This is a genomic window from Arthrobacter tumbae, assembly GCF_016907495.1.
In the GTDB taxonomy this organism is placed as follows: Bacteria; Actinomycetota; Actinomycetes; order Actinomycetales; family Micrococcaceae; genus Arthrobacter_D; species Arthrobacter_D tumbae.
This window is the reverse complement of sequence record NZ_JAFBCC010000001.1, coordinates 3,534,025-3,556,470: the sequence shown is the minus strand read 5'-3', so window position 1 is coordinate 3,556,470 and position 22,446 is coordinate 3,534,025. Positions and strand designations below refer to the sequence as shown.

19 protein-coding genes are annotated in these 22,446 nt (G+C 64.2%); 14 read left to right on the top strand and 5 right to left on the bottom strand.

The genetic code is table 11. The features are described from left to right. Positions 1-341: 341 nt before the first annotated feature. The 5 genes from leuS to holA all read left to right on the top strand — a co-directional run bounded on the left by leuS (position 342) and on the right by holA (position 8,453). Complete coding sequence (leuS, locus tag JOD47_RS16730) at positions 342-2,834, top strand: leucine--tRNA ligase (protein WP_204536061.1); 2,493 nt, start codon at positions 342-344, stop codon at positions 2,832-2,834. A 23-nt stretch (positions 2,835-2,857) separates the two neighbouring features. Continuing rightward, the gene (locus tag JOD47_RS16725) at positions 2,858-3,781 is read left to right on the top strand and encodes a DegV family protein (protein ID WP_307836361.1); all 924 of its coding nucleotides are present in this window, start codon (positions 2,858-2,860) and stop codon (positions 3,779-3,781) included. 112 nt (positions 3,782-3,893) lie between these two features. Beyond that, positions 3,894-4,814 carry a ComEA family DNA-binding protein gene (locus JOD47_RS16720; protein WP_204536059.1) on the top strand — a complete coding sequence of 307 codons (921 nt, stop codon included), beginning with the start codon at positions 3,894-3,896 and terminating at the stop codon, positions 4,812-4,814. Beyond that, positions 4,815-7,388, top strand: coding sequence for a ComEC/Rec2 family competence protein (locus tag JOD47_RS16715; protein WP_204536057.1), 2,574 nt, complete (start codon positions 4,815-4,817; stop codon positions 7,386-7,388). A gap of 69 nt (positions 7,389-7,457) precedes the next feature. After that, complete coding sequence (gene holA, locus JOD47_RS16710) at positions 7,458-8,453, top strand: DNA polymerase III subunit delta (protein WP_307836360.1); 996 nt, start codon at positions 7,458-7,460, stop codon at positions 8,451-8,453. Between the two features lie 114 nt (positions 8,454-8,567). Here the strand turns inward: holA and rpsT are convergent, their stop codons facing one another. Together rpsT and JOD47_RS16700 are read right to left on the bottom strand one after the other, a co-directional pair. Further along, entirely contained in the window at positions 8,568-8,831 is a 264-nt protein-coding gene (gene rpsT / locus JOD47_RS16705; RefSeq protein WP_204536055.1) for a 30S ribosomal protein S20, read from the bottom strand. 204 nt (positions 8,832-9,035) lie between these two features. Further along, positions 9,036-9,482 carry a type II toxin-antitoxin system PemK/MazF family toxin gene (locus JOD47_RS16700; protein ID WP_204536053.1) on the bottom strand — a complete coding sequence of 149 codons (447 nt, stop codon included), beginning with the start codon at positions 9,480-9,482 and terminating at the stop codon, positions 9,036-9,038. Between the two features lie 146 nt (positions 9,483-9,628). Here JOD47_RS16700 and lepA point away from each other — a divergent pair, with 146 nt between their 5' ends. Both lepA and hemW read left to right on the top strand, forming a co-directional pair. Next, a complete protein-coding gene (lepA, locus tag JOD47_RS16695; RefSeq protein WP_204536842.1) occupies positions 9,629-11,482 on the top strand; it encodes a translation elongation factor 4 in 1,854 nt (617 codons plus the stop codon). 27 nt (positions 11,483-11,509) lie between these two features. Continuing rightward, the gene (hemW, locus tag JOD47_RS16690; protein WP_204536051.1) at positions 11,510-12,739 is read left to right on the top strand and encodes a radical SAM family heme chaperone HemW; all 1,230 of its coding nucleotides are present in this window, start codon (positions 11,510-11,512) and stop codon (positions 12,737-12,739) included. Between the two features lie 4 nt (positions 12,740-12,743). Here hemW and JOD47_RS16685 read toward each other — a convergent pair whose 3' ends face one another. Together JOD47_RS16685 and JOD47_RS16680 are read right to left on the bottom strand one after the other, a co-directional pair. Then, entirely contained in the window at positions 12,744-13,175 is a 432-nt protein-coding gene (locus JOD47_RS16685; protein ID WP_204536049.1) for a DUF4870 domain-containing protein, read from the bottom strand. 117 nt (positions 13,176-13,292) lie between these two features. After that, positions 13,293-14,144 carry a DUF3097 domain-containing protein gene (locus JOD47_RS16680; protein ID WP_204536047.1) on the bottom strand — a complete coding sequence of 284 codons (852 nt, stop codon included), beginning with the start codon at positions 14,142-14,144 and terminating at the stop codon, positions 13,293-13,295. Between the two features lie 145 nt (positions 14,145-14,289). Here JOD47_RS16680 and hrcA point away from each other — a divergent pair, with 145 nt between their 5' ends. The 3 genes from hrcA to JOD47_RS16665 all read left to right on the top strand — a co-directional run bounded on the left by hrcA (position 14,290) and on the right by JOD47_RS16665 (position 17,270). Beyond that, positions 14,290-15,306 carry a heat-inducible transcriptional repressor HrcA gene (gene hrcA, locus JOD47_RS16675; RefSeq protein ID WP_204536045.1) on the top strand — a complete coding sequence of 339 codons (1,017 nt, stop codon included), beginning with the start codon at positions 14,290-14,292 and terminating at the stop codon, positions 15,304-15,306. 66 nt (positions 15,307-15,372) lie between these two features. Then, on the top strand, positions 15,373-16,500 hold the full coding sequence (gene dnaJ / locus JOD47_RS16670; RefSeq protein WP_204536043.1) for a molecular chaperone DnaJ: 1,128 nt from the start codon (positions 15,373-15,375) through the stop codon (positions 16,498-16,500). Between the two features lie 14 nt (positions 16,501-16,514). Next, positions 16,515-17,270 carry a 16S rRNA (uracil(1498)-N(3))-methyltransferase gene (locus JOD47_RS16665; protein ID WP_204536041.1) on the top strand — a complete coding sequence of 252 codons (756 nt, stop codon included), beginning with the start codon at positions 16,515-16,517 and terminating at the stop codon, positions 17,268-17,270. 7 nt (positions 17,271-17,277) lie between these two features. On the opposite strand, the gene JOD47_RS16660 is transcribed toward JOD47_RS16665, so the two are convergent. Continuing rightward, complete coding sequence (locus JOD47_RS16660) at positions 17,278-18,240, bottom strand: GerMN domain-containing protein (protein WP_204536039.1); 963 nt, start codon at positions 18,238-18,240, stop codon at positions 17,278-17,280. A gap of 379 nt (positions 18,241-18,619) precedes the next feature. On the opposite strand from JOD47_RS16660, the gene JOD47_RS16655 reads away from it, so the two are divergent. Genes JOD47_RS16655 through era form a run of 4 tightly spaced genes read left to right on the top strand, consistent with a single transcriptional unit; the run spans position 18,620 to position 22,406 of the window. Continuing rightward, a complete protein-coding gene (locus JOD47_RS16655; RefSeq protein WP_204536037.1) occupies positions 18,620-19,666 on the top strand; it encodes a PhoH family protein in 1,047 nt (348 codons plus the stop codon). After that, on the top strand, positions 19,656-20,129 hold the full coding sequence (ybeY, locus tag JOD47_RS16650) for an rRNA maturation RNase YbeY (protein WP_204536034.1): 474 nt from the start codon (positions 19,656-19,658) through the stop codon (positions 20,127-20,129). The genes JOD47_RS16655 and ybeY overlap by 11 nt, the downstream gene beginning before the upstream one ends. Before the next feature lie 31 nt (positions 20,130-20,160). Next, the gene (locus JOD47_RS16645; protein ID WP_204536032.1) at positions 20,161-21,480 is read left to right on the top strand and encodes a hemolysin family protein; all 1,320 of its coding nucleotides are present in this window, start codon (positions 20,161-20,163) and stop codon (positions 21,478-21,480) included. Further along, on the top strand, positions 21,477-22,406 hold the full coding sequence (era, locus tag JOD47_RS16640; RefSeq protein ID WP_204536030.1) for a GTPase Era: 930 nt from the start codon (positions 21,477-21,479) through the stop codon (positions 22,404-22,406). The genes JOD47_RS16645 and era overlap by 4 nt, the downstream gene beginning before the upstream one ends. Positions 22,407-22,446: the final 40 nt, after the last annotated feature.

The following is a 22,446-nucleotide window of genomic DNA, read 5'->3' as shown; positions in this document are numbered from 1 at the left end:
GCAGAGCAGTCCACCTCCTGAGGGTGGCTGGCCGATCAGCCGCGGGCGCATTCCGCCTCGGCATGCTCAGGCGCAATAACAGAAAGTTGCGCCCAATGGAAATATGGTAACTCCTGAAGAACCCTGCCCGGACCAAACTGCGCTAAGGTAAGGAGCATGTTCGCGTACCTGCTCCTTACCTAGCCGCGTATTCCAGCGCGGCCGCCCCTCCTGTGTCGAGGGGCTTTTGTATGTCCGGGGCCTGCCAAGGACTTAGGACATCGTTCCGGGAGCGGGAAAGCGACGGTGAAGGACAGAGAAGACGGTCACCAGTGATCAACAGACAGGGCAAGACAGTGAGCATGAATCCCACGGCGGAAGAGCCGGACGCCGGTACATACAGTTTCGCTGACATCGAAGCGAAGTGGCAGCCTGTGTGGGATCAGCTTGACACCTTCGCACCGGTCGATGACGGCAGCCGGGAACGCCGCTATGTCCTGGACATGTTCCCCTACCCTTCCGGCGACCTCCACATGGGGCACGCGGAAGCCTTCGCGATGGGCGATGTCGTTGCCCGCTACTGGCGTCAGCTCGGTTACGACGTCCTGCACCCGATCGGCTGGGATTCCTTCGGCCTCCCGGCCGAGAACGCCGCCATCAAGCACAACGCGCACCCGAGCGAGTGGACCTACGCGAACATCGACACCCAGGCGGCGTCCTTCAAGCGCTACGCCATCAGCGCCGACTGGTCCCGACGGCTGCAGACCTCGGATCCCGAGTACTACCGCTGGACCCAGTGGCTGTTCCTGCGCTTCTTCGAAAAGGGGCTCGCCTACCGCAAGGATCACCCCGTCAACTGGTGCCCCAGGGACCAGACAGTGCTCGCCAATGAACAGGTTGTCAATGGTGCGTGCGAGCGCTGCGGAAGTCCAGTCACGAAGAAGAGCCTGAACCAGTGGTATTTCCGCATCACCGATTACGCCGACCGCCTGCTCGAGGACATGGAACCGCTGGCCGGGCACTGGCCGGAACGCGTCCTGGCGATGCAGCGGAACTGGATCGGCCGGTCGGAGGGCGCACATGTCACCTTCACGATCGAGGCCGACGGCGCCCTGCCGGCTACCGATGTCGCGGTCTTCACCACGAGGCCCGACACGCTCCACGGTGCCACGTTCTTCGTTGTTGCTGCAGATGCGGATCTCGCCGCGCAGCTGGTGACAGCCGAACATGCTGCCGCCCTGTCCGAATACCGGGAGAGCGTCAACACGCTCAGCGACATCGAGCGCCAATCCACCGAACGGGAGAAGACCGGTGTCTTCACCGGCCGTTACGCAGTGAACCCGCTGAACGGGGAGTTGCTGCCGGTGTGGGCCGCCGACTATGTGCTCGCAGACTACGGCACCGGTGCCATCATGGCCGTTCCTGCACACGATCAGCGTGACCTCGACTTCGCCCGGGCCTTCGATCTGCCGGTCCGCATGGTGGTGGACACGGGGGAAGAGGATCCCGCCGTCTCGGGCAAGGCGACCACGGGGGAGGGGATGCTGGTCAACTCCGGGGAACTGAACGGGCTCGCCAAGGAGGCGGCGATCCAGCGCGCCATCGAACTCGTCGCAGCCCAGGGTACGGGCGAGCGCACGGTCAATTACCGGCTGCGGGACTGGCTGCTCTCGCGCCAGCGCTTCTGGGGAACACCCATCCCGATCATCCACTGCCCTGCGTGCGGCGAGGTCCCCGTACCCGACGAGCAACTCCCGGTACGCCTTCCCAGCGACCTGCGTGGAGAAGACCTCGCGCCGAAAGGCACGTCGCCGCTTGCGGCAGCGACGGACTGGGTCAACGTCCAGTGCCCCCAGTGCTCAGGACCGGCCACCCGGGATACGGACACGATGGACACCTTCGTTGACTCGTCCTGGTACTTCCTGCGATTCGCCGATCCGCACTCCACCGATGTGCCGTTCGACTCCGCAAAGGTCAACGAGTGGCTGCCGGTCGGCCAGTACGTCGGCGGGGTGGAGCACGCCATCCTCCACCTGCTTTACAGCCGGTTCTTCACGAAGGTCCTGTTCGACCTGGGGCTGGTCAACTTCACGGAGCCCTTCTCGGCCCTGCTCAACCAGGGCCAGGTGCTCAACGGCGGCAAGGCAATGAGCAAATCGCTGGGCAACGGCGTCAACCTCGGTGAGCAGCTCGACCGTTACGGCGTGGACGCCATCCGTCTCACGATGGTCTTTGCCTCCCCACCGGAAGATGACGTCGACTGGACGGATGTATCGCCGTCGGGCTCTGCGAAGTTCCTCGCCCGCGCCTGGCGTCTCGGTGCCGACGTTACTTCCGAACCGGGCGCCGATTTCGCGTCCGGTGACCGTGCGTTGCGCTCGGTGACGCACCGTACCGTGGCTGATGCCTCCGACTTGCTGAAGAACAACAAGTTCAACGTGGTTATCGCCAAGGTCATGGAACTGGTGAACGCTACCCGCAAGGCGATCGATTCAGGAGCCGGCGGCGCAGACCCTGCTGTCCGTGAGGCAGCTGAGGTGACGGCGATCATCCTCAGCCTCTTCGCTCCGTACACCGCGGAAGATCTGTGGGAACGGCTTGGCCACCCCGCCTCCGTGGCAGCCGCCGGTTGGCCCGCCGTGGACCACTCGCTGCTGGTTCAGGACACCGTCACGGCTATCGTTCAGGTCCAGGGCAAGGTGCGCGACCGCCTGGAAGTGCCGGCAGACATCACCGAAGACGCGCTGCGTGAGCTGGCGCTCGGTACCGCGCAGGTCCAGCGCACGCTGGCCGGCAGGGACATCCGGACGGTCATCGTCCGTGCACCGAAACTGGTCAACATCGTTCCGGCCTGACCGGTCAGGGAGAGGATTTCGCCGTGGCATGGTTTGACCACCGTGCAGGCCGCGCCGCCGTCGGTACAGAACCGGCGGCGGAACGGACGACGGCGGTCGTCACCGATTCCGCAGCCGCCTTCCCACCGGCGTGGGTCACGGGAGGCGGCCCTGCGGAGAACGTCACGGTCATGCCGATGCCGGTCATCATTTCGGGCCGCCACTACGGCGAAGGGTCCGACAACCTGCTCGAGCCGCTCGCAGTGGCGCTCGCGGAAGGCGCGGAGGTGCGCACGTCGCGGCCTTCACCGGGGCACTTCCAGAGCGTCTACCGTCGGCTGGAGCGCGAAGGCGCCAGTGAGATCGTCTCGATCCACCTTTCCGGTGGATTGTCCGGAACGGTCGACGCCGCACGCTGGGCTGCGCGCACCCTGTCCATCCCGGTGCATGTAGTTGACAGCGGAACCGTTGGAATGGCACTGGGGTGCGGAGTAGCGGCGGCTGCTCGTGCACTTGACGGAGGAGCGACCGCTGCGGAGGCGGCAGCCCGCGCGGCCGTCCTCTGCGCCGGGACTTCCGTGTTGTTCTACGTTCCCAGCCTGGAGCAATTGCGTCGCGGTGGGCGGATCGGTGCCGCGGCCGGCATCTTCGGTGCATTGCTCGCTGTGAAGCCTCTCCTGGTTGTGCGGGATGGGGCGATCGAACCACTCGAGAAGGTCCGCACTGCGGCACGGGCCCGGCAGCGCCTCGACGAACTGGTAGGGGAGGACCTTCGCCGGCGCCCATCAGGCAGTGTTGCCGCGTACCACTACTTCGGCAACAGGCCGGAGGCCGAAACAGCCGCCGCGCGGGCACCCGAAGGGACCGACGCCGTGCTGACCCAGCTGCCGGCCGTCCTGGCCGCGCACACCGGTCTCGGTGTGCTTGCGGTGTCTCTGTCCGACCCGCTGGTGCCGGAAAGCGTCTGATCCTCCGCTCCACGCACGATCTTCTGCTCCACACGGGCAGCGATGCGGGCGGATTGTGCACATAGCCACCGGCAGAGCGGCTGAGGGGATCAAGCATTCGTACGCTGATCCCATGGCAAGGCACCGCTGGGCTACGGGGGAGCGCGTGTCCAGCCCGGACCGGCTGGACCGTGTCCTCAACCTGAACCGTGCGGAGCCGGTTCCGGAAGCCGAGCGGAATTCAGCGGCGGAGCAGGTTCCGGAACCTTCCTGGAGTCGAACGGGCGAGGGTTGGGGCAGCACGTCACCGGACGGTGCCGGCAGCTCCCTGCAGCCCGGTGACGTCGAAGCCGACACACCTCACGAGGACAGCCGGAGCCACCGCCGGCGATGGGTGGCAACGCGCCGGGCCGCGCTGGTGGCAGCGGGCTGCGCTCTGGTGGTCGGCGGCTGGCAGTTCGTCAGTTCCGACAGCGAGCCCGGCGAGGTTGTGCCGATCAGGCCGCCGGGAACCAGTACTGCTGATCCAACGCCCGGTTCTGATTCCTCGGCGAACGCCGCACCTGTCGAGGAAGCGCAGGAAGCCGGTGCGTCCGTGACGGATGCCGAACCGGCCCATGCCGGAACCGTCCTTGTCCATGTTGCAGGAGCTGTGCAGACGCCCGGCGTGGTCGAGACCGCTGCCGGGTCCCGCGTTTTCGAGGTGCTGGAAAAGGCAGGGGGAGCACTGCCTGAAGCGGAGCTCTCGGCTGTGAACCTGGCAGCCGTGGTGCAGGACGGGCAGCAGATCCTGATTCCACGTGCCGGTGAGCCCCTGCAACCCGCTGCCGGCGCATCCGCGCCCGCGCAGGGGACGCAGGATTTGCCCGTGAACCTCAATACCGCCGACGTTCCAGAGCTCGAAGAACTTCCCAGGGTGGGGCCCGTCCTCGCTGAGCGCATCGTCGAGTGGCGGACCCAGCACGGTCCCTTTGCTCGTCCGGAAGACCTCGATGCTGTGCCGGGCATCGGTCCCGCGATGCTCGAATCACTCATACCTCTGGTGACCGTCTGAATGGTACCCACAAGGTCGGGGCGGTGGGAGCATTTTGTTCGGTCTGCCGCGCACGCGCCGAAGTCGACCGGTCCCTCGGCAGTCCTGCCAGGAGGCCGGTCGGCTAGCCCACGGGCGCAACATGGAGCTCGCAGACGGCCGGAACCTGCCGCAGCCCGACCCAGCCCGGCACGGGATCTCCGACTGCTTCCGGGAGCACTCGCGGCCTGGGGAGCAGCAGCGCTGGCTATCCGTCTGGAGGCGCAGGACGCTCTGCTGCTGGGCGGACTACTGGCCCTGGGCACCCTCGGCTGCGCCGCCGTCGTCGTCGTTCGAATCAGGAAGGGCTCTCCCGCAGCGCAGATACTGCTCATCTTTTTGGGCGTGGCAGCGATGATCTGCCTTGCTGCTGCTGCGCACCTGAATCAGCGTTCCTCCGCTCCGCTTTCCGCCGCCATCTCGGCAGAGGCGCACATGACCGTGAAGCTCCGGGCTGTGTCGGACCCCCGCGAGGCGTCAACGGCCGCGCCCGACGGCACTGCCCGGTGGCTCCTCGAAGCAGAGCTTCTGGAGGCAACGTACAACGGATCAAGATTTGCGGCGAGCACGCCGGTGATGGTGCTCGGAAGTGCCGAATGGAGCACCGTGGCCCACGGAGACGTACTGCGCTCTGCGGGGAAGCCGCTGTCAACTGAGCCCGGTGCGCGTGCAGGAGCACTGCTGATTGCGACAACGGCTCCCGTCCTGACGGAGGATCAGCCAACTGCAGGATTGCTGGTCGAGCGGCTGCGGAACCGCTTCCTGACGCTGTCCTCCTCCACCTCCGTGCCCGACGACGGCCTGATGCCCGGGATGGTCATCGGCGCGCGGTCTGCGGTTGAGCAGGATCTGGTGGACACCATGAAGGCGACGGGGCTGACCCACCTGACGGCGGTCTCCGGAGCGAACTGCAGCTATGTGCTCGCCTTTGTGTTCCTCCTCTGTCGCGGATGCCGGCTGCCGCGGTGGGCCGCCGCCGGAGCGGGCGTGGCCGCGCTCGTGGGATTCGTGCTGCTGGTGCGGCCGGAGCCAAGCGTCCTCAGGGCCGCCGTCATGGGCGCTATCGGAGTGCTGGCAGTCCTGACCGGCCGCGGCCGGCTGTCCATGACGCTCCTGTTCCTGTCGATCGCCGCACTCCTGGCCGCAGATCCATGGCTGGGTGTTGAGTACGCGTTCATCCTGTCCGTCGCTGCCACCTGCGGCCTGGTGCTCGCGGGTCCGCTCCTTGCTGCGCGGCTGGCCTCGGTACTGCCGGTGTGGATGGCGCAGCTGGTCGCAGTTCCACTCGCCGCCCAGCTGTTCTGTTCACCGGTCCTTGCCCTGATCCAGCCGAGCCTGCCGACCTATTCCCTGCCGGCCAACATCGCGGCATCCCCACTCGTTCCCTTCATCACCATCACCGGCATGGTGGCCGTCGTCCTGGTGGCTCTGGCGCCATGGGCGGCGGCTCCCTTCGCCGTCGCAGCCGGGTGGGCAGCGGTGGGCGTAGCCGAGATCGCGCGGCTCTTCGCATCCGCCCCGCTCGCTGCCATTCCCTGGCCGGGCGGATGGGGCGGTGCGGTCCTGACGGCCCTCATCAGCGGCCTTGTGCTGGTAGCTGTGGTCTGGGGGCCACAGCTCATCAAAGGCATGCGGGAGGCCCTCCGGGCTCCGGCCACGGCACCCGGGGGACCGGCAGGACGATCGGGTGCGCTGATGCGCACGTCGATCTGGGTATCCGTCGGCTGCGTGCTCGGCGCCGTCGCCGTCTGGGTCTGGAACGGCGCGGGCGGGCGGGAAGCCGGGGACTGGACTGTCGCGGCGTGCGACGTCGGGCAGGGGGACGGACTGGCTGTCAGGACCGGTCCGGGCAGCGCTATGGTGTTCGACGCCGGCCCTGATCCGGGTCCGATGGATGCCTGTCTTGATCGTCTCGGCGTCGACACGGTCGATGTGCTGGTGCTTACCCATCTGCATGAAGACCATTTCGGCGGCATAGCCGGGGTATTCGAGGACCGAACGGTGGACCGCGTGCTCTACTCCACTGCTGAGGACTCCCTGCCCGGCGTCGTGACCGAAGTCACCGGGGGAGCCGGTATAGAAGCGGAAGCTGCTTCTGCCGGCGTCGCAGATACGACAGGCAACGTGAACTGGTCGGTCCTCTGGCCGGCGCCCGGACCGCTCGCCGGCTCAGAGAACAACGCCTCCGCCGTCGTACTCGTTACGGTGGCGGGAGCCGGGGGAGGGCCCGGGCTCACCATCCTTTTCACGGGTGACCTTGAGGAGGACGCCGCAGCACGCTTCCTTGCCGCGCATCCGCACCTTGCTGCCTCCGGAGTGGATATCCTCAAGGTCGCGCACCATGGCGCCCGCAATGGCGGAGCCGACATCATTGAAGCGGTCTCTCCGGAACTGGCGCTCATATCAGCCGGGCAGGAGAATGATTACGGACACCCGCATCCGGAAACACTCGATGCACTTCAGCAGGCGGGCGTAGATGTCGCCCGTACCGACCTGCGCGGTACCATACTGCTCACGCTTCGGGGCGACGACATACATATCGGTTCCTCGCGATGAGTTGGATGCACCGTGTGCCCGTGGCAAAGTTGAGCCAGCCCATCCCTCCATCGATCAGGAGCCGCACCCGTGTCCCCAAGCCCTGCAGCATCGGTTACTGCGAGCTGGCGAGAGGTGGCCCCTGCGCCTGTCATCCTGTTGCTCGGTCCGGAGGAGTACCTCGCCACGCGTGGTTTCGAGTCCGTCCGCCATCACATGCGGGAGATGGAGCCGGGCGCTGAGACAGTGCGCCTTGACGCCGCCCATTATGAGCCCGGCTCCCTGATCATGCTGGGAAGCCCTTCGTTGTTCGGCGGTACGCAGATCATCGAAGCGCGCGGGCTGGCCCAGATGAACGATGCGTTTCTGCAGGATGCCCTGCACTACATCCCGAACCCCGCTCCGGACGTAGTGCTCGTCATGCATCACGCGGGTGGCACACGGGGCAAGAAACTGCTCGATGCTTTGAAGGCGCACAAGACCGTCCTGGTTGAGTGCCAGCCACTGAAGAAGGACTCTGACAAGGCTGACTTCGTTGCAGCTGAATTCCGCAACGCACGACGGCGCATCGAACCTGACGCGGTGCGTGCACTGGTTGCCGCGGTGGGGTCCAGCCTGTCCGAGCTGGCGGCTGCGTGCCACCAGCTCGCGTCGGACGCCGAAGGCGTGATCTCCGCTGAGCTGGTGGAGAAATACTATGGCGGGCGGATAGAGGCGACGGGCTTCAAGGTGGCCGACGCCGCCCTCGCGGGCCGCGGCGGACAGGCACTGGCCATGCTCCGTCACGCGCTCTCCACCGGCGCGGATCCCGTGCCGCTCGTTGCCGCGCTCGCAATGAAGCTGCGCGGAGTGGCGAAAGTCTATGGGGTCAGGGGCAATTCCACTCAACTTGCCAAGGAACTCGGCATGGCGCCCTGGCAGGTTGACCAGGCCCGCCGCGAATCCCAGCGGTGGACCCCGGAGGGTCTGAATCACTGCATCCAGATCCTTGCCGAAGCCGACGCCCAGGTCAAAGGTGAGGCGAGGGATCCCGTGTACGCCGTTGAACGCGCCGTGACGGCAATTGCGTTGGGCGGATCCCGCTAGCCTTGCGTTCCGGGTGAAACAGCGTTCTGGGTGAAACAGCAGCGGCGTTAAACAGCAGTGGCCGGCCCGAAGGCCGGCCACACAGCTTGGTGAAGCCGTGAAACTGAAGGGCAATCAGCCGAGGTTGTTGACCCTCTTGGCGATGCCCGACTTGCGGTTGGCCGCATTGTTCTTGTGCAGAACACCCTTGCTTACGGCCTTGTCGAGCTTCCGGTTGGCAACGGCGAGCGCAGCCACCGCTCCGTCCTTGTCGGTGGACTCCACCGCGGTGGTTACGGCGCGGATAGCGGTCTTCAGCTCGGACTTGACCGAGTTGTTGCGCTGGCGGGCCTTCTCGTTGGTGAGAATGCGCTTCTTCTGGGACTTGATATTTGCCACGTATAAGACTCTCTTTGTATTGCGGACTGGTCTGAGGGATTTCGGTGTGGCCATTGACTGAGCGGCGTGGGGATACCGGGCGGCCGAGCCGAAGTGCCCGTCGACCTGCGCGGACACACAGCTATACAGGTTACCAGAACTGGGCAGGGCTTCGCGCTCCGGGCCCGATTGGGCGGTTCGCGCAGCTCCATCGAAGGACGATTTTCAGGAGAGTCGTCTGTACCGGGACAGAACCCGGTCGAAAAGCGGGCGGTCCAGCGTCGATCCGATGCGCCGCACGGCTTCGGGATCAATCGTCAGCAGGCGTTCCAGGTAGACCTCGCTGGGCCTGCCCCGGCGGTCCCAGGAGCCGCTCCCGATGTCCACATAGCCATCGTGCCGGCTCTTCGCGTTGTTGCGGTCGCGCGAGGTGAGCATGAGGGCGAGCAGCGAGCCGCCGTCCCTGCCGATGATCAGTACGGGCCGATCCTTTCCCTGGTTCGGATCGTCCTCGTACGGCACCCACGTCCACACAATCTCCCCGGGGTCGGCAGTGTTTCCCGGCTGTGGAGCGTAGGTGCCCGGAGGAACGGGTTTGGAAGCGGGCCGGGAGGCGATCGACTTCAGCGCCGCCTCCGCAAGACGGAACAGCGACTGTCCTAGTGATGCCATGGGGCCAGAGTACCGGTCAGATTGCGGGCTCGTGACGTCGCCGTGGGACAATGGAAACTGCACTTTCCGCGCGGGCCGCGGCCCCGGCGTCGTCGTCGTTCTTCCGCGGATTTTCCGAACTGTCCCACAAAGTAAGAGGTACGTCAGTGTCACCCATGGCCCGCACAGCTCCGGTGCCCGCTGCCACGGATCCCGCGATCATCAGAAATTTCTGCATCATCGCCCATATAGACCACGGCAAGTCCACCCTGGCTGACCGGATGCTCCAGCTCACCGGTGTGGTGGAGCAGCGGGATATGAAGGCCCAGTACCTGGACCGCATGGACATCGAGCGTGAACGCGGCATCACCATCAAGTCGCAGGCGGTCAGGCTGCCCTGGGAACTCGATGGCGCCAGCTACGCACTGAACATGATCGACACCCCCGGTCACGTCGACTTCACCTATGAAGTCTCGCGGTCGCTCGCGGCGTGCGAGGGAGCCATTCTGCTCGTGGATGCCGCGCAGGGGATTGAAGCACAGACGCTCGCCAACCTGTACCTCGCCATGGAGAATGACCTCACGATTATTCCGGTGCTCAACAAGATCGACCTGCCGGCCGCGCAGCCGGAGAAGTACGCGGCGGAGTTGGCGAACCTGATCGGCGGCAATCCCGAGGACGTGCTGCTGGTCTCGGGGAAGACGGGCGTCGGCGTGGAAGCGCTGCTGGACAAGATTGTTCGTGACCTTCCGTCACCGGTCGGAGACGCAAGCGCGCCGGCACGGGCCATGATCTTCGATTCCGTCTATGACACCTACCGGGGTGTGGTCACCTATGTCCGTGTGGTCGATGGGCACCTGAGCCCGCGTGAGCGCATTCAGATGATGTCCACCCGGGCCAGCCATGAACTGCTGGAGATCGGTGTCAGTTCGCCGGAACCCACGCCGTCCAAAGGTCTCGGCGTAGGTGAAGTCGGTTACCTCATTACCGGGGTGAAGGATGTCCGCCAGTCCAAGGTCGGCGATACCGTCACCAACCTCGCGAAGCCTGCAGCGGCGTCGTTGAGTGGTTACGCGGACCCCAAACCGATGGTTTTCTCCGGTCTGTACCCGCTGGACGGAGCGGATTACCCGGTGCTGCGGGATGCGCTGGAAAAGCTGATGCTCAATGATGCCGCGCTCGTGTATGAGCCGGAGACCTCCGCCGCCCTGGGATTCGGTTTCCGCGTGGGCTTCCTTGGTCTGCTGCATCTGGAAATCACCCGCGAGCGCCTTGAACGTGAGTACAACCTGAGCCTGATCTCCACTGCACCCAACGTGGAGTATGAGGTGACGCTCGAGGACAAAAAGATCGTCCATGTCACCAATCCCAGCGAGTACCCCGTCGGGAAGATTGCTACAGTCCGCGAACCGATGGTTTCGGCGACCATCCTTGCGCCCAACGAATTCGTCGGCGCCATTATGGAGCTGTGCCAGAGCCGACGCGGCGTCATGGGCGGGATGGACTACCTTTCCGAGGACCGGGTGGAGATCCGGTATCGGCTTCCACTGGCGGAGATCGTCTTCGACTTCTTTGACATCCTCAAGTCCAGGACCCGCGGGTATGGGTCCCTGGACTGGAAGGCTGACGGCGATCAGGTGGCGGATCTGGTCAAGGTGGACATCATGCTTCAGGGGGAACAGGTGGACGCGTTCTCCGCAATCACGCACCGTGACAAGGCCTATGCCTATGGCGTGATGATGACCGGGAAGCTGCGCGAGTTGATTCCGCGGCAGCAGTTCGAGGTGCCTATCCAGGCGGCTATCGGCTCACGGATTATCGCCAGGGAGAGTATCCGGGCCATCCGCAAGGATGTCCTCGCCAAGTGCTACGGCGGTGACATCACCCGGAAGCGGAAGCTGCTGGAGAAGCAGAAGGAAGGCAAGAAGCGCATGAAGATGGTGGGACGCGTCGAAGTTCCGCAGGAAGCGTTCATCGCCGCCCTGTCGTCGGATGAGTCGAAGGACAAAGCCAAGAAGTGACGACGGCGCCAACAGAGGAACGCAGCAGTGCCTAGTACCCTGCCGCTCGGCGATCCTGCACCGGCGGACGGGCTGCTGCCCGCATCCGCTGCCGCCGGTTCACGCGACCGCGCCTTCGGGCTCTATGTACACATTCCGTTCTGCGCTGTCCGCTGCGGCTACTGCGACTTCAATACTTATACCGCGGCCGAGCTCGGCGGGGGAGCATCGCAGGCCAGTTACGCGCTGACTGTCGAGCGGGAGCTGGAATTCGCCGCCGGAGCACTTGAGCAATCCGGCATTGCCCACCGGGCGCTGAGCACGGTCTTTTTCGGGGGAGGCACACCCACGCTGCTTCCGTCGCAGGATCTGGCACGGGTTCTGCAGACGGCGAAGAGCGTATGGGGCCTGGAACCCGGGGCCGAGGTGACAACAGAGGCCAACCCGGATTCGGTGACCCCCGAATCACTGGCGGAACTGGCCCGTGCGGGTTTCACCAGGGTGTCATTCGGGATGCAGTCCGCAGTGCCGCATGTACTCGCCTTACTCGACCGGACCCACGCTCCGGAGCGGGTTCCCCTTGCAGTTGAGTGGGCACGCGCGGCAGGATTGAAGGTCAGCCTCGACCTCATTTACGGAACACCCGGCGAAGAATTGTCGGACTGGGAAAGATCTCTCGAAGCGGCGCTCGTCCTGGAACCGGATCATCTGTCGGCGTACGCCCTGATCATCGAGGAAGGTACCGCGCTGGCCCGGCGGATACGCCGGGGTGAGGTGCCGATGGTCGACGACGACGACCACGCCGACAAGTACGAAATCGCTGAGAACACGCTTCGCGGGGCCGGGATGTCCTGGTACGAGGTGAGTAACTGGGCACGCCATGATGAGGATCAGTGCCGCCACAATCTTGCGTACTGGAAAGGCCACGACTGGTGGGGGGCCGGTCCGGGCGCCCATTCCCATGTGGGCGGCACGCGGTGGTGGAATGTCAAGCACCCCGCCGCCTATGCGCAGCGCCTGGACACTGGCGCGACGCCTGCGGCCGGCAGGGAAATACTCGACGAAACGGCTCGCTACGTTGAGGACGTTCTCCTGCGCTCGCGGTTGGCCGAGGGCTATCCCGTGGCGTCCCTCCGGCCTGACGGACGCCACGCGGTGGCCGGGTTGATCGCCGACGGCCTGATCGAACCGGCTGAAGCTTTCAAAGGTATTGTTCGCCTGAGCGGGCGGGGACGGCTGCTCGCTAACGCCGTCGTCCGGCGGTTGTTGCCGAACTGATCGGCTAGTGGAAGATCCGCAGGTTGAAGGGGTAGCGGTACGGTCTGCCCCGGTTGACGTGGATGCCGGCTGCAACAGAGAACGCCGCCAGCATCACCCAGATGAGCGCATTGAAGACGGCAAAGATTCCACCGATCCCGGGTATCAGGGACAGCAGAAGGCATATTCCGGCAATGATGCTCGGCGGGAAGGTGAAGTTGAACGCTTCCTTCGATTCCTGTTCGGTGAAGGCTCCCCGGTCACGGAAGATCAGGAAGATGATCAGCGACGGCACGAACCCCAGGATGCCGAGGAAGTGGGACAGGGTTGCCCATTGGCGGTCTTCCGACGGACTCAGCGGTGGAGCACTGGAACTGGCACCCTCCAATGCGGGAACGCTGTCCCGGGATGCCGGACGTGACTGGGCGTCACCGTGCCTGTCTGCGCTGTTAGACAACGGAAACTTCCTTCGGGCTGTTGAACTTCACCGCGCCTACGCGCAGAACTTACCTCCCAAGGGTACTTGGTGCGCCGGCCGTGCGCAGTCGTGCAGCCGTGCCGGAGCGTTCAGCGGCTATGCCCCGGCTCCCGGCGCTGTGAGGAAGTCGATGACTTCCTCCACGCGCCCGAGCAATGTTGGTTCGAGGTCAGAGTAGGTGCTGACGCCGCTGAGGATACGCTTCCAGCCGTTCGCCGCATCCGCCTGCGTGGAGTGGGGCCAGCCCAGCCGGCTCAGTATCCCCGTCTTCCAGTCTTCGCCGCGGGGTATGACCGGCCACGCCTCAAGACCGAGAGCGCACGGCTTCACAGCCTGCCACACATCGACGTAGGGGTGCCCGACAATCAGCACGTTCCCGGCTGCGCCCGCCACAGCCATTGCTTCGGCCGCAATACGGGCTTCCTTGGTGCCGGGCAGCAGGTGGTCGACGAGAATTCCCAGGCGGCGGCCCGCGGATGGGGTGAAGTCCCGCACCGCTGCTGCCAGGTCGTCCACTCCATGCAACGGCTCCACCACGATGCCCTCGACCCGCAGGTCGTCTCCCCACACCTTCTCCACGAGCTCGGCATCGTGTTTGCCCTCGACCCAGATCCTGCTTGCCCGCGCTGTGCGGGCCCGCTGTCCCGCAACCCGGACGGAGCCCGAGGCAGTTCTCAGCTGTGTTGCGGACTGCGCGCGCGCGGCAACCATCTCAACCGGCGAACCTTCATGGTGGAAGCCGAAGCCGAGCGGGAAGGTGCGCCGCTTTCCGTGGCGGTCCTCGAGGACCATCACGTGCATTCCACCGGACTTCTCTGTCCGGAGAATCTCGCCCACAAATCCGCTTTGCACGTCTTCAAGGACGACGCCGGGACGGGCTTCGACCTGCGCGGTTGCGGTCGGCCGGGACTGGGTGAGGTCTTGCGCCCCCCACTGGTGATACGACATGTGACTTCGCTCGCTTCCGCAAATCCCTGCCTTCGGAACAGGCACAGCCAATGCTAACAATCGCCCCGAACGTATTAGACTTGGCACTTGGGTGTGTTGAGTGCTAACTCAACTGACCGGGCATCGAAGTACATCGGAGGTGAACATGAGCGAGCCCAGACGGCTTGAAGTCCTGCGGGCCATCGTTGAGGATTACGTCCATTCCCGTGAGCCAGTGGGATCCAAGGCACTGGTCGAGCGCCACAGGCTGGGTGTTTCTTCGGCGACAATCCGCAATGACATGGCACTTCTGGAAGAAGAAGGCCTGATCACCGCTCCGCATACCAGCTCCGGGCGCATTCCGACCGACAAGGGCTACCGTCTGTTCGTCGACCGGATTGCCGAGGTCAAGCCGCTGTCGGCGCCGGAGAAACGGGCCATCCGCGCACTTCTGGAGAGTGCCGACGACCTGGACGACGTCCTGGAGCGCACCGTCCGCCTGCTCGCCCAACTCACCAATCAGGTTGCGGTGGTGCAGTATCCGCATCTGGGTGCGGCGTCCGTCCGCCACATTGAACTCGTGCTGCTCGCTCCCGGCCGCGTACTCGTAGTGCTGATCTCCACGAACGGCGCGGTACAGCAGCGTGTGGTGTCCGTTCCCTCCGAGGCACAGGAGAATGATCTGGCCGACCTGCGTCAGTACTTCCTGGAGCGGGTATCGGGTGTTCGCCTGCCGTCGGTTCCACAGGAACTTGCTGCATGCATCGCGGAGCTTCCCCCGTCGCTGCAGTCTCTTGGCCAGGCACTTGGCCACAGCCTGGAACAGCTGTCGGCCGCCAACCGGGAAGACCGTATTGTGCTGGCGGGCACGGCCAACCTTGCCCGCTCAACCCTCGATTTTCCCTTGACCATCGGTCCGGTCCTCGAAGCCCTTGAGGAACAGGTCGTCATGCTTCGGTTGCTCTCCGAGATGGGCCAGGATGCGCTCGGGATCTCCGTGCGCATCGGCCGGGAGAATCCGTACGGCGGGCTGGCCGAGGCCTCGGTGATCGCTACGGGCTACGGACCGGATTCCCTGGCGAAGGTGGGGGTCCTTGGACCCACCAGAATGGATTACCCCACCACTATGGCTGCCGTGAGGGCCGTCGCACGCTACCTTTCCCGCATCCTCGATGAATCATGACCGGATGACGGAGCCCATGAACCCCAGCCGCTCACGCGGTGAGATAACAGGAAGTGATGTGCAGGAGTGAGTAATCACTATGAGGTCCTTGGCGTTGCACGCGATGCCAGTGGCGAAGAAATCAAGAAGGCCTACCGGAAGCTTGCCCGGAAGCTTCACCCGGACGTCAACGCCGGTACGGAAGCGGCTGAGGAGTTCAAGCTCGTCACCCGCGCGTACGAGGTCCTGTCGGATCCCCAGAAGCGACGCGTCTACGACACCACCGGCAATGAGAACGGCACCGACAACGGATTCGGCGCGGGCTATTCCGGCTCCGGCTTTGCCTTCCAGGACATCTTCGAGACATTCTTCGGCGGCGGTGGCCCCAGCGGCCCGCCATCGCGAACCCAACGCGGACAGGACGCCCTCATCGCCGTCCGGATCGATCTCGAAGATGCGGTCTTCGGTACCAACAAGAAAATCGAGGTGGATTCGGCGGCGGTGTGTCCAACCTGCGACGGATCGTGTACCCAGCCCGGCACGTCGCCGAGAACCTGTGATATTTGCGGCGGATCCGGTCAGGTGCAGCGCGCGGTTCGATCCATCCTGGGTCAGGTAATGACCACGGCGACCTGCGGCACCTGTCAGGGGTACGGAACCGTCATTCCGCATCCCTGCAACGAGTGCAATGGGGACGGCCGTATCCGCTCCCGCCGCAGTCTCACCATCAAGGTGCCTGCCGGTGTCGCCACCGGCACGCGTATCCAGCTCGCCGGCCAGGGCGAGGTCGGCACGGCCGGCGGTCCGCAGGGAGACCTCTACGTTGAAATCCGGGTCAACAGCGACTCAACCTTTCTCCGGGAGGGCGACGACCTTCACGCGACCCTGAGTGTGCCGATGACAGCAGCTGCCCTTGGCACCAACGTGACAATGAAAAGTTTCGACGGTGACCAGGAACTCACGATCAAGCCCGGAACACAGTCAGGCGAAGTGATCACCCTTAGGGGTCTTGGGGTAACGCACCTGCGCGGATACGGCAGAGGAGATCTGCTGGTGCATCTGAGCGTGGAAACACCACGGAATCTCGACAGTGGCCAGGAGGAACTGCTTCGTCGCCTGGCTCAGATGCGTGGCGAAGAGTTCACCGAGGGCCAGCTGGCGAGCAGTGGATCAGGAGTCTTCGCCCGGCTTCGTGAGCGCCTCGGTAATCTCTGACGGGTTATGGGACAGTGACCAACCAGGCTTTCTTCGGCGATCCGGCCGACGTGCAGACCGCTGCTGCCGGCGGCACCTTGATGCTGCGTGGGCCCGAGGCCCATCACGCCGCAGCCGTGAAGCGCGTCAGGCCAGGTGAGAAGATCGATGTGTTGGACGGGGAAGGGCATCGCCTGGGCTGCACCATCGTCGAGGCGACGCCGGACACGGTGGTGGTGACTGTGGACATGATTTCCTTTGATCCGCCTCCCGCGATCCGGCTGGTCCTGGTTCAGGCACTGGCGAAGGGGGACAGGGCGGAGCTCGCAGTAGAGGCGGCAACGGAACTCGGCGTTGACGCGGTGCTCCCCTGGCAGGCGGACCGAAGCATAGTGCGGTGGCGCGCCGAGAAGGCAGGAAAAGGCCGTATCAAGTGGGAGTCCCTCGTCCGTGCAGCGTCGAAGCAGAGCCGGCGCTCACGCGTGCCCGAAGTACTCGATGTGCTGGACACGAAAGGTCTGGGCCGCTGGCTAGACGGTGTGGAACATCCGGTTGTGCTGCATGAGGAAGCGAGCGAGTCGCTCGCGGCATACTGGAGACGGCGGCCGGTCACCCGGTCGGGAACACTGGCCGTCATCGTGGGGCCGGAGGGTGGCATCAGCCCGGACGAACTCGATTTGCTGGCCAACGCGGGGGCGGTTCCGGCGCTGCTCGGAGTCAACGTCCTGCGGGCTTCAACGGCGGGCCCTGCGGCAATTGCCGTGCTGAACCACCTCGCCGGCCGCTGGTAGTTCCGCGTCAGCGAATACTGACCAGCTTGTCATCGGCAACCACGCCGGCAGCGGGATCCGTTCCGGGAAGTTGGCCGGCGGCTTCATAAACCTCGATGAGGAAGGTTCCCGGTTCCAACGCGACGCTGAACTCGTACAGGCCGACGCTGCCGGTTCCGGCATCCACCGGCACGGTTCCTCCGACAACATCCTCGGCCGGAACCCCACCGCCGTCCACGCGCCGCACACGCCACTCAAGGGCTGCATCCGTCGTGGTGGTGCTTCCCTGGACTATCACTGTCCGATCGGAGCGGACCGAGCTGTCCTGCGGGTTGATGATCCAGACTGGCGCAATGGCGCCCACATCCCGTCGAAGCAGGGAACTCAGCTCGACGTGCCCAAAAGCGCTGTAGCCTGCCTTGCCGTCCACCAGGAGGCGGACACTGCTGGGACTTCCGCTGGCAATCAGACCGGAATTGGCGGCTGCAGCCGTCGCGGTGTAGACAAGTTGCTGCACAGCGCGCCCCGCAACCTCCGCATCGATGCCGGCGGCGAAGGCGTCCGAGGAGATGTCGATGGTGACCACATTGTCCGGTGAGATCGATGTATTGACAGCGGACGCTTCCTGCCACGGACTGTAGTAATCGTCATCCAGCGGCTCCGCGCTTGTCATCGCCCACACGGCAGCGGCGATCGGATCTCCAGTTGACTCGGCAGGCAGGAACTCTCGGTAGAGGAGTCCGTTAGCATCGCCGAGCCAGTACACGGGAAGGAGGGAGGCGGTGTCAGGGGCTGCCGGACTCTGAAGGTCGATTTCCGGCATACTGGCCGTTGAATCCAGCAACGTCTCTGCCTCGGTGGCTATCTCCGAGGTGGACTCGGTTTGTCCGCCGATGGTGCAGGCCTGCAGGGCGAGCGCCGCGACGACGAGGATGGACCCCTTCCACCGACGCCCGGGCAGCCGCCGCTTGAGGAGAGGAAGAACGCCCATGCGTGTCCGTCTCCTCTCATTCATCGTGATCGACACTTCGACGCGCAGGGAAAGTGCCGGCGTCGCCGATCAATGGTGACGCAAGCAGGAACCGAACCGCACGGTTTTCCTCTTCAGCTTGGCATAGGAAGGAACCGCTACCAGGTGCTTTTCCCGAATCGCCGCCTGACTGAAACGCTATTGATATCGGGCCGTTGCGTTCCTGAGATATTTGCCGTCCCAGGCAAACTCGGGCTCACGTGCCGTGTGCCCCATGGGAGCGGCAGCAGGGCTGCGGCGGTACGCTAGTAGAAGGCCTTTACATGGGTCTGGACCAACCAGCACATAACCGGGTATCCCGGCGGCACAAGGAGAGATGGAAGGCCCACGGGCCGATACTATGACCGATTCTGCAGTGGGTATGGGGGCAGCAGGCCTGGACAGCCGGGTCGTCCAGTTCGATTCGGCTGATCAAATGGTGCAGGCACTCGGAGCCAACGATGAGGCACTCGCCATGATCGAAGGCGCTTTCCCGGGGGTCAGTCTGCACGTACGCGGGAATGATCTTTCCATCACCGGCCCCGGCACGGACGTTGGGCGCACCGAGCGGCTGATCAGCGAGGTCCGCACCCTCGCAGCCAATCACACTCCGGTTACCGCGCAAGTACTTGAGCAGCTGCTTTTCATGCTCAAGACGCAGGGTGCTGCCAAGCCGGCCGAAGTGCTGTCCATGAACATTCTCTCCTCGCGCGGCCGGACCATCCGCCCCAAGACGGTTAACCAGAAGGACTATGTCGAGGCGATAGATTCGCACACCATCGTTTTCGGCATCGGCCCTGCAGGCACGGGCAAGACTTACCTGGCAATGGCCAAAGCGGTCCAGGCCCTCCAGCACAAGGAAGTCAACCGCATCATCCTGACCCGTCCGGCGGTCGAGGCGGGGGAACGGCTCGGTTTTCTTCCCGGAACCCTGAATGACAAGATCGATCCATATTTGCGCCCGTTGTATGACGCACTGCACGACATGATGGAGCCCGATTCGATTCCGCGCCTGATGGCCGCCGGAACCATCGAGGTGGCCCCGCTCGCGTATATGCGCGGCCGCACCCTGAACGATGCCTTCATCATCCTCGATGAAGCGCAAAACACCACTCCGGAACAGATGAAGATGTTCCTGACGCGTCTCGGATTCGGTTCACGGATGGTGGTGACCGGCGATGTCACCCAGGTAGACCTGCCCGGTGGAACCAGATCAGGCCTCCGGATCGTCAGTGAAATCCTGCAGGGTGTGGAGGACGTTGCCTTCTCCAGACTGGATGCCACCGACGTCGTGCGCCACCGGCTGGTGGGGGACATCGTGTCCGCCTACAGCAGGTGGGACGAGTCTCAGCGGGTGGCCATGAATGGACGACGCAGCACCGGAAAGGCTGCCCGAAATGAGCATTGAGGTGAACAACGAGTCAGGTGTTGACGTGGACGATGAGGCACTCGTCAGGCTCGGTCGCCACGTGCTCGAGCGTCTCTTCGTGCATCCGGAGTCGGAACTTTCGATCATCCTCGTGGACATCGATGCCATGGAGAAGCTCCACATCGAGTGGATGGACGAGCCGGGACCAACAGACGTCCTGTCTTTCCCGATGGACGAGTTGAGGCCCGGCACGGCCACTCGACCAACGGGTTCAGGGATCCTGGGAGATGTGGTCCTCTGTCCCGAAGTGGCCCAGACCCAGGCGGACAACGCCGGACACAGCATGAATGAGGAGCTCCTCCTGCTCACAACTCACGGCATGCTTCATCTGCTGGGGTTCGATCACGCCGAGCCGGAAGAGGAGAAGGAGATGTTCGGCCTTCAGCGCCAGCTCCTTGCCGATTTCCTCGGCGGCTCCGCGCCACGGGAAACCGTTCAGTGAGTGATCTTTCAGCGGCGAGGCAGCTCAGCGAATGATCGTATTCCTTCTGGCCCTGATGGCAATCGTGTTCGTACTGATTGCCGCGCTGGTCACTGCAGCCGAAGCGGCTTTCAGCTATCTGCCCCGTCAGGACGCCGAGGCGCATCTTCACGGTCCGAAGGGGGAGCCTGTCCGGCGCGTCCTCGAATCCCCCGTGGCGCACATGCATGCACTGCGGTTTTGGCGCGTCTGGTTCGAGATGGCCGCTGCGGTAGCTGTTGCGCTGCTGTTTGCTGACGTTCTGGACAACATCTGGGTTGCGGGACTGCTGGCCACGGTGACAATGGCCGGACTCGGGTTCGTACTGGTGGGAGTGTCGCCACGGCAGCTCGGCCGCACCCACGCAGCAACTCTGGTTCCCGTGACGGCCCGCATGGTTGGCGTCCTGCGATCCATCCTTGGACCTGTTCCGCGCTGGTTGGTCGGCATCGGCAGCGCACTGTCTCCAGGGTCTGCCCGGGCCGAGGCGGCGTTCTTCACGGAAGAGGAGTTCCGGGACCTGCTCTCACGGGCCAATGAAGCAGAGATGATCGAGGACAGCGAAGCCGAGTTGATCCACTCGGTCTTTGAGCTGGGAGACACCAAGGTGCGCTCGGTCATGGTACCGCGAACGGACATGGTGTCGATCGAGGCCGGATCCACACTCCGGCAGGCGATGTCCCTCTTCCTCAGGTCCGGATACTCACGCGTTCCTGTGATCGGCGACAACGCTGATGACGTCCGGGGCATTCTGTACCTGAAGGACGTCGTCGCTGTACTGAACGGACACAATCCCAGTGATCGGGACCCGGTCGAAGGCGTCTGCCGGGATGTCCGCTATGTTCCTGAGTCCAAGCCCGTGGGAGATTTCCTTCAGGAACTGCAGCGGGAGTCAACGCATGTAGCCATCGTCATAGATGAGTATGGCGGTACGGCGGGTCTCGTTACGCTGGAGGACCTGATTGAGGAGATCGTCGGTGAAATCGTCGACGAGTACGACTCCGAGGTACCCGAGATGGAACAGTTGCCCGAGGGCGGTTTTCGCGTCAGTGCGCGCATGAGTATCGATGATTTGGGCGAGCTGTTCGACCTGGAGCTTGAGGATGATGAGGTTGACACGGTCGGTGGACTCCTTGCGAAGACTCTCGGGCGGGTGCCCATTGTCGGGAGCGAGGTTCAGGTCGGCGACATCGCCTTGCGGGCGGAACGAGTCGAAGGGCGCCGTAACCGCGTGTCCCACATCCTTGCGTGGAGGCTCGAACGGCCAACGGATGAGGACGCACGCTTAGAGCAGGACAACGAAGTTTCGAGGGAAACGGTGGAGAACAAATGAGCACCCAGCAGTACCGCGCGGGGTTCATCTCGCTGGTCGGTAGGCCCAACGCAGGGAAGTCGACCCTGACGAATGCGCTGGTGGGACAGAAGGTTGCCATCACTTCGGCCAAACCCCAGACAACACGGCACACCATCCGTGGAATTGTGCACCGGGAAGACGCGCAACTCATCCTGGTGGACACACCGGGCCTCCATCGGCCGCGAACTCTTCTCGGTCAACGTCTCAATGACCTCGTCGCTGACACCTTGGCGGAGGTTGACGCCATCGGATTTTGCCTGCCCGCCAACGAGCAGGTCGGCCCGGGCGACCGCTACATTGCGGCGCAACTGGCGCAATTATTGCGGAAGCCGGTTATCGCCGTCGTCACGAAAGCCGACCTCGTGAGCAAAGAGGCGCTGGCGCGCCAACTGCTCGCGGTGACTGAGTTGGGTCGTGAGGTCTCCGGCGAAGAGGGGTGGGCCGACGTCGTGCCTGTGTCCGCAGTGGACGGTTACCAGGTAACCACGGTGGCCGACGTCTTCGCATCACACATGCCGGAGTCTCCTCCGCTGTATCCGGATGGTGCCCTCACCGACGAGCCGGAGGCCGTGATGGTCGCCGAGCTCGTTCGGGAAGCTGCGCTCGAGGGAGTTCGCGACGAACTTCCCCATTCGCTCGCGGTCGTCGTTGAGGAGATTGTTCCGCGCGAGGGGCGCCCCGAGGACAATCCGTTGCTCGATGTCCGCGTGAATCTCTACGTCGAGCGCTCATCGCAGAAGGGGATCGTCATCGGCAAGGGCGGCGCGCGGCTTCGCGAAGTAGGAACTGCAGCGAGAAAGAGCATTGAAGCTCTACTGGGCACGAAGGTCTATCTCGACCTTCATGTGAAGATTGCAAAGGATTGGCAACGGGATCCGAAGCAGCTCGTGAAGCTCGGTTTCTAGCCGGTGCGGACTACCTCTGGGCACTTCGGAGAGCATCTGC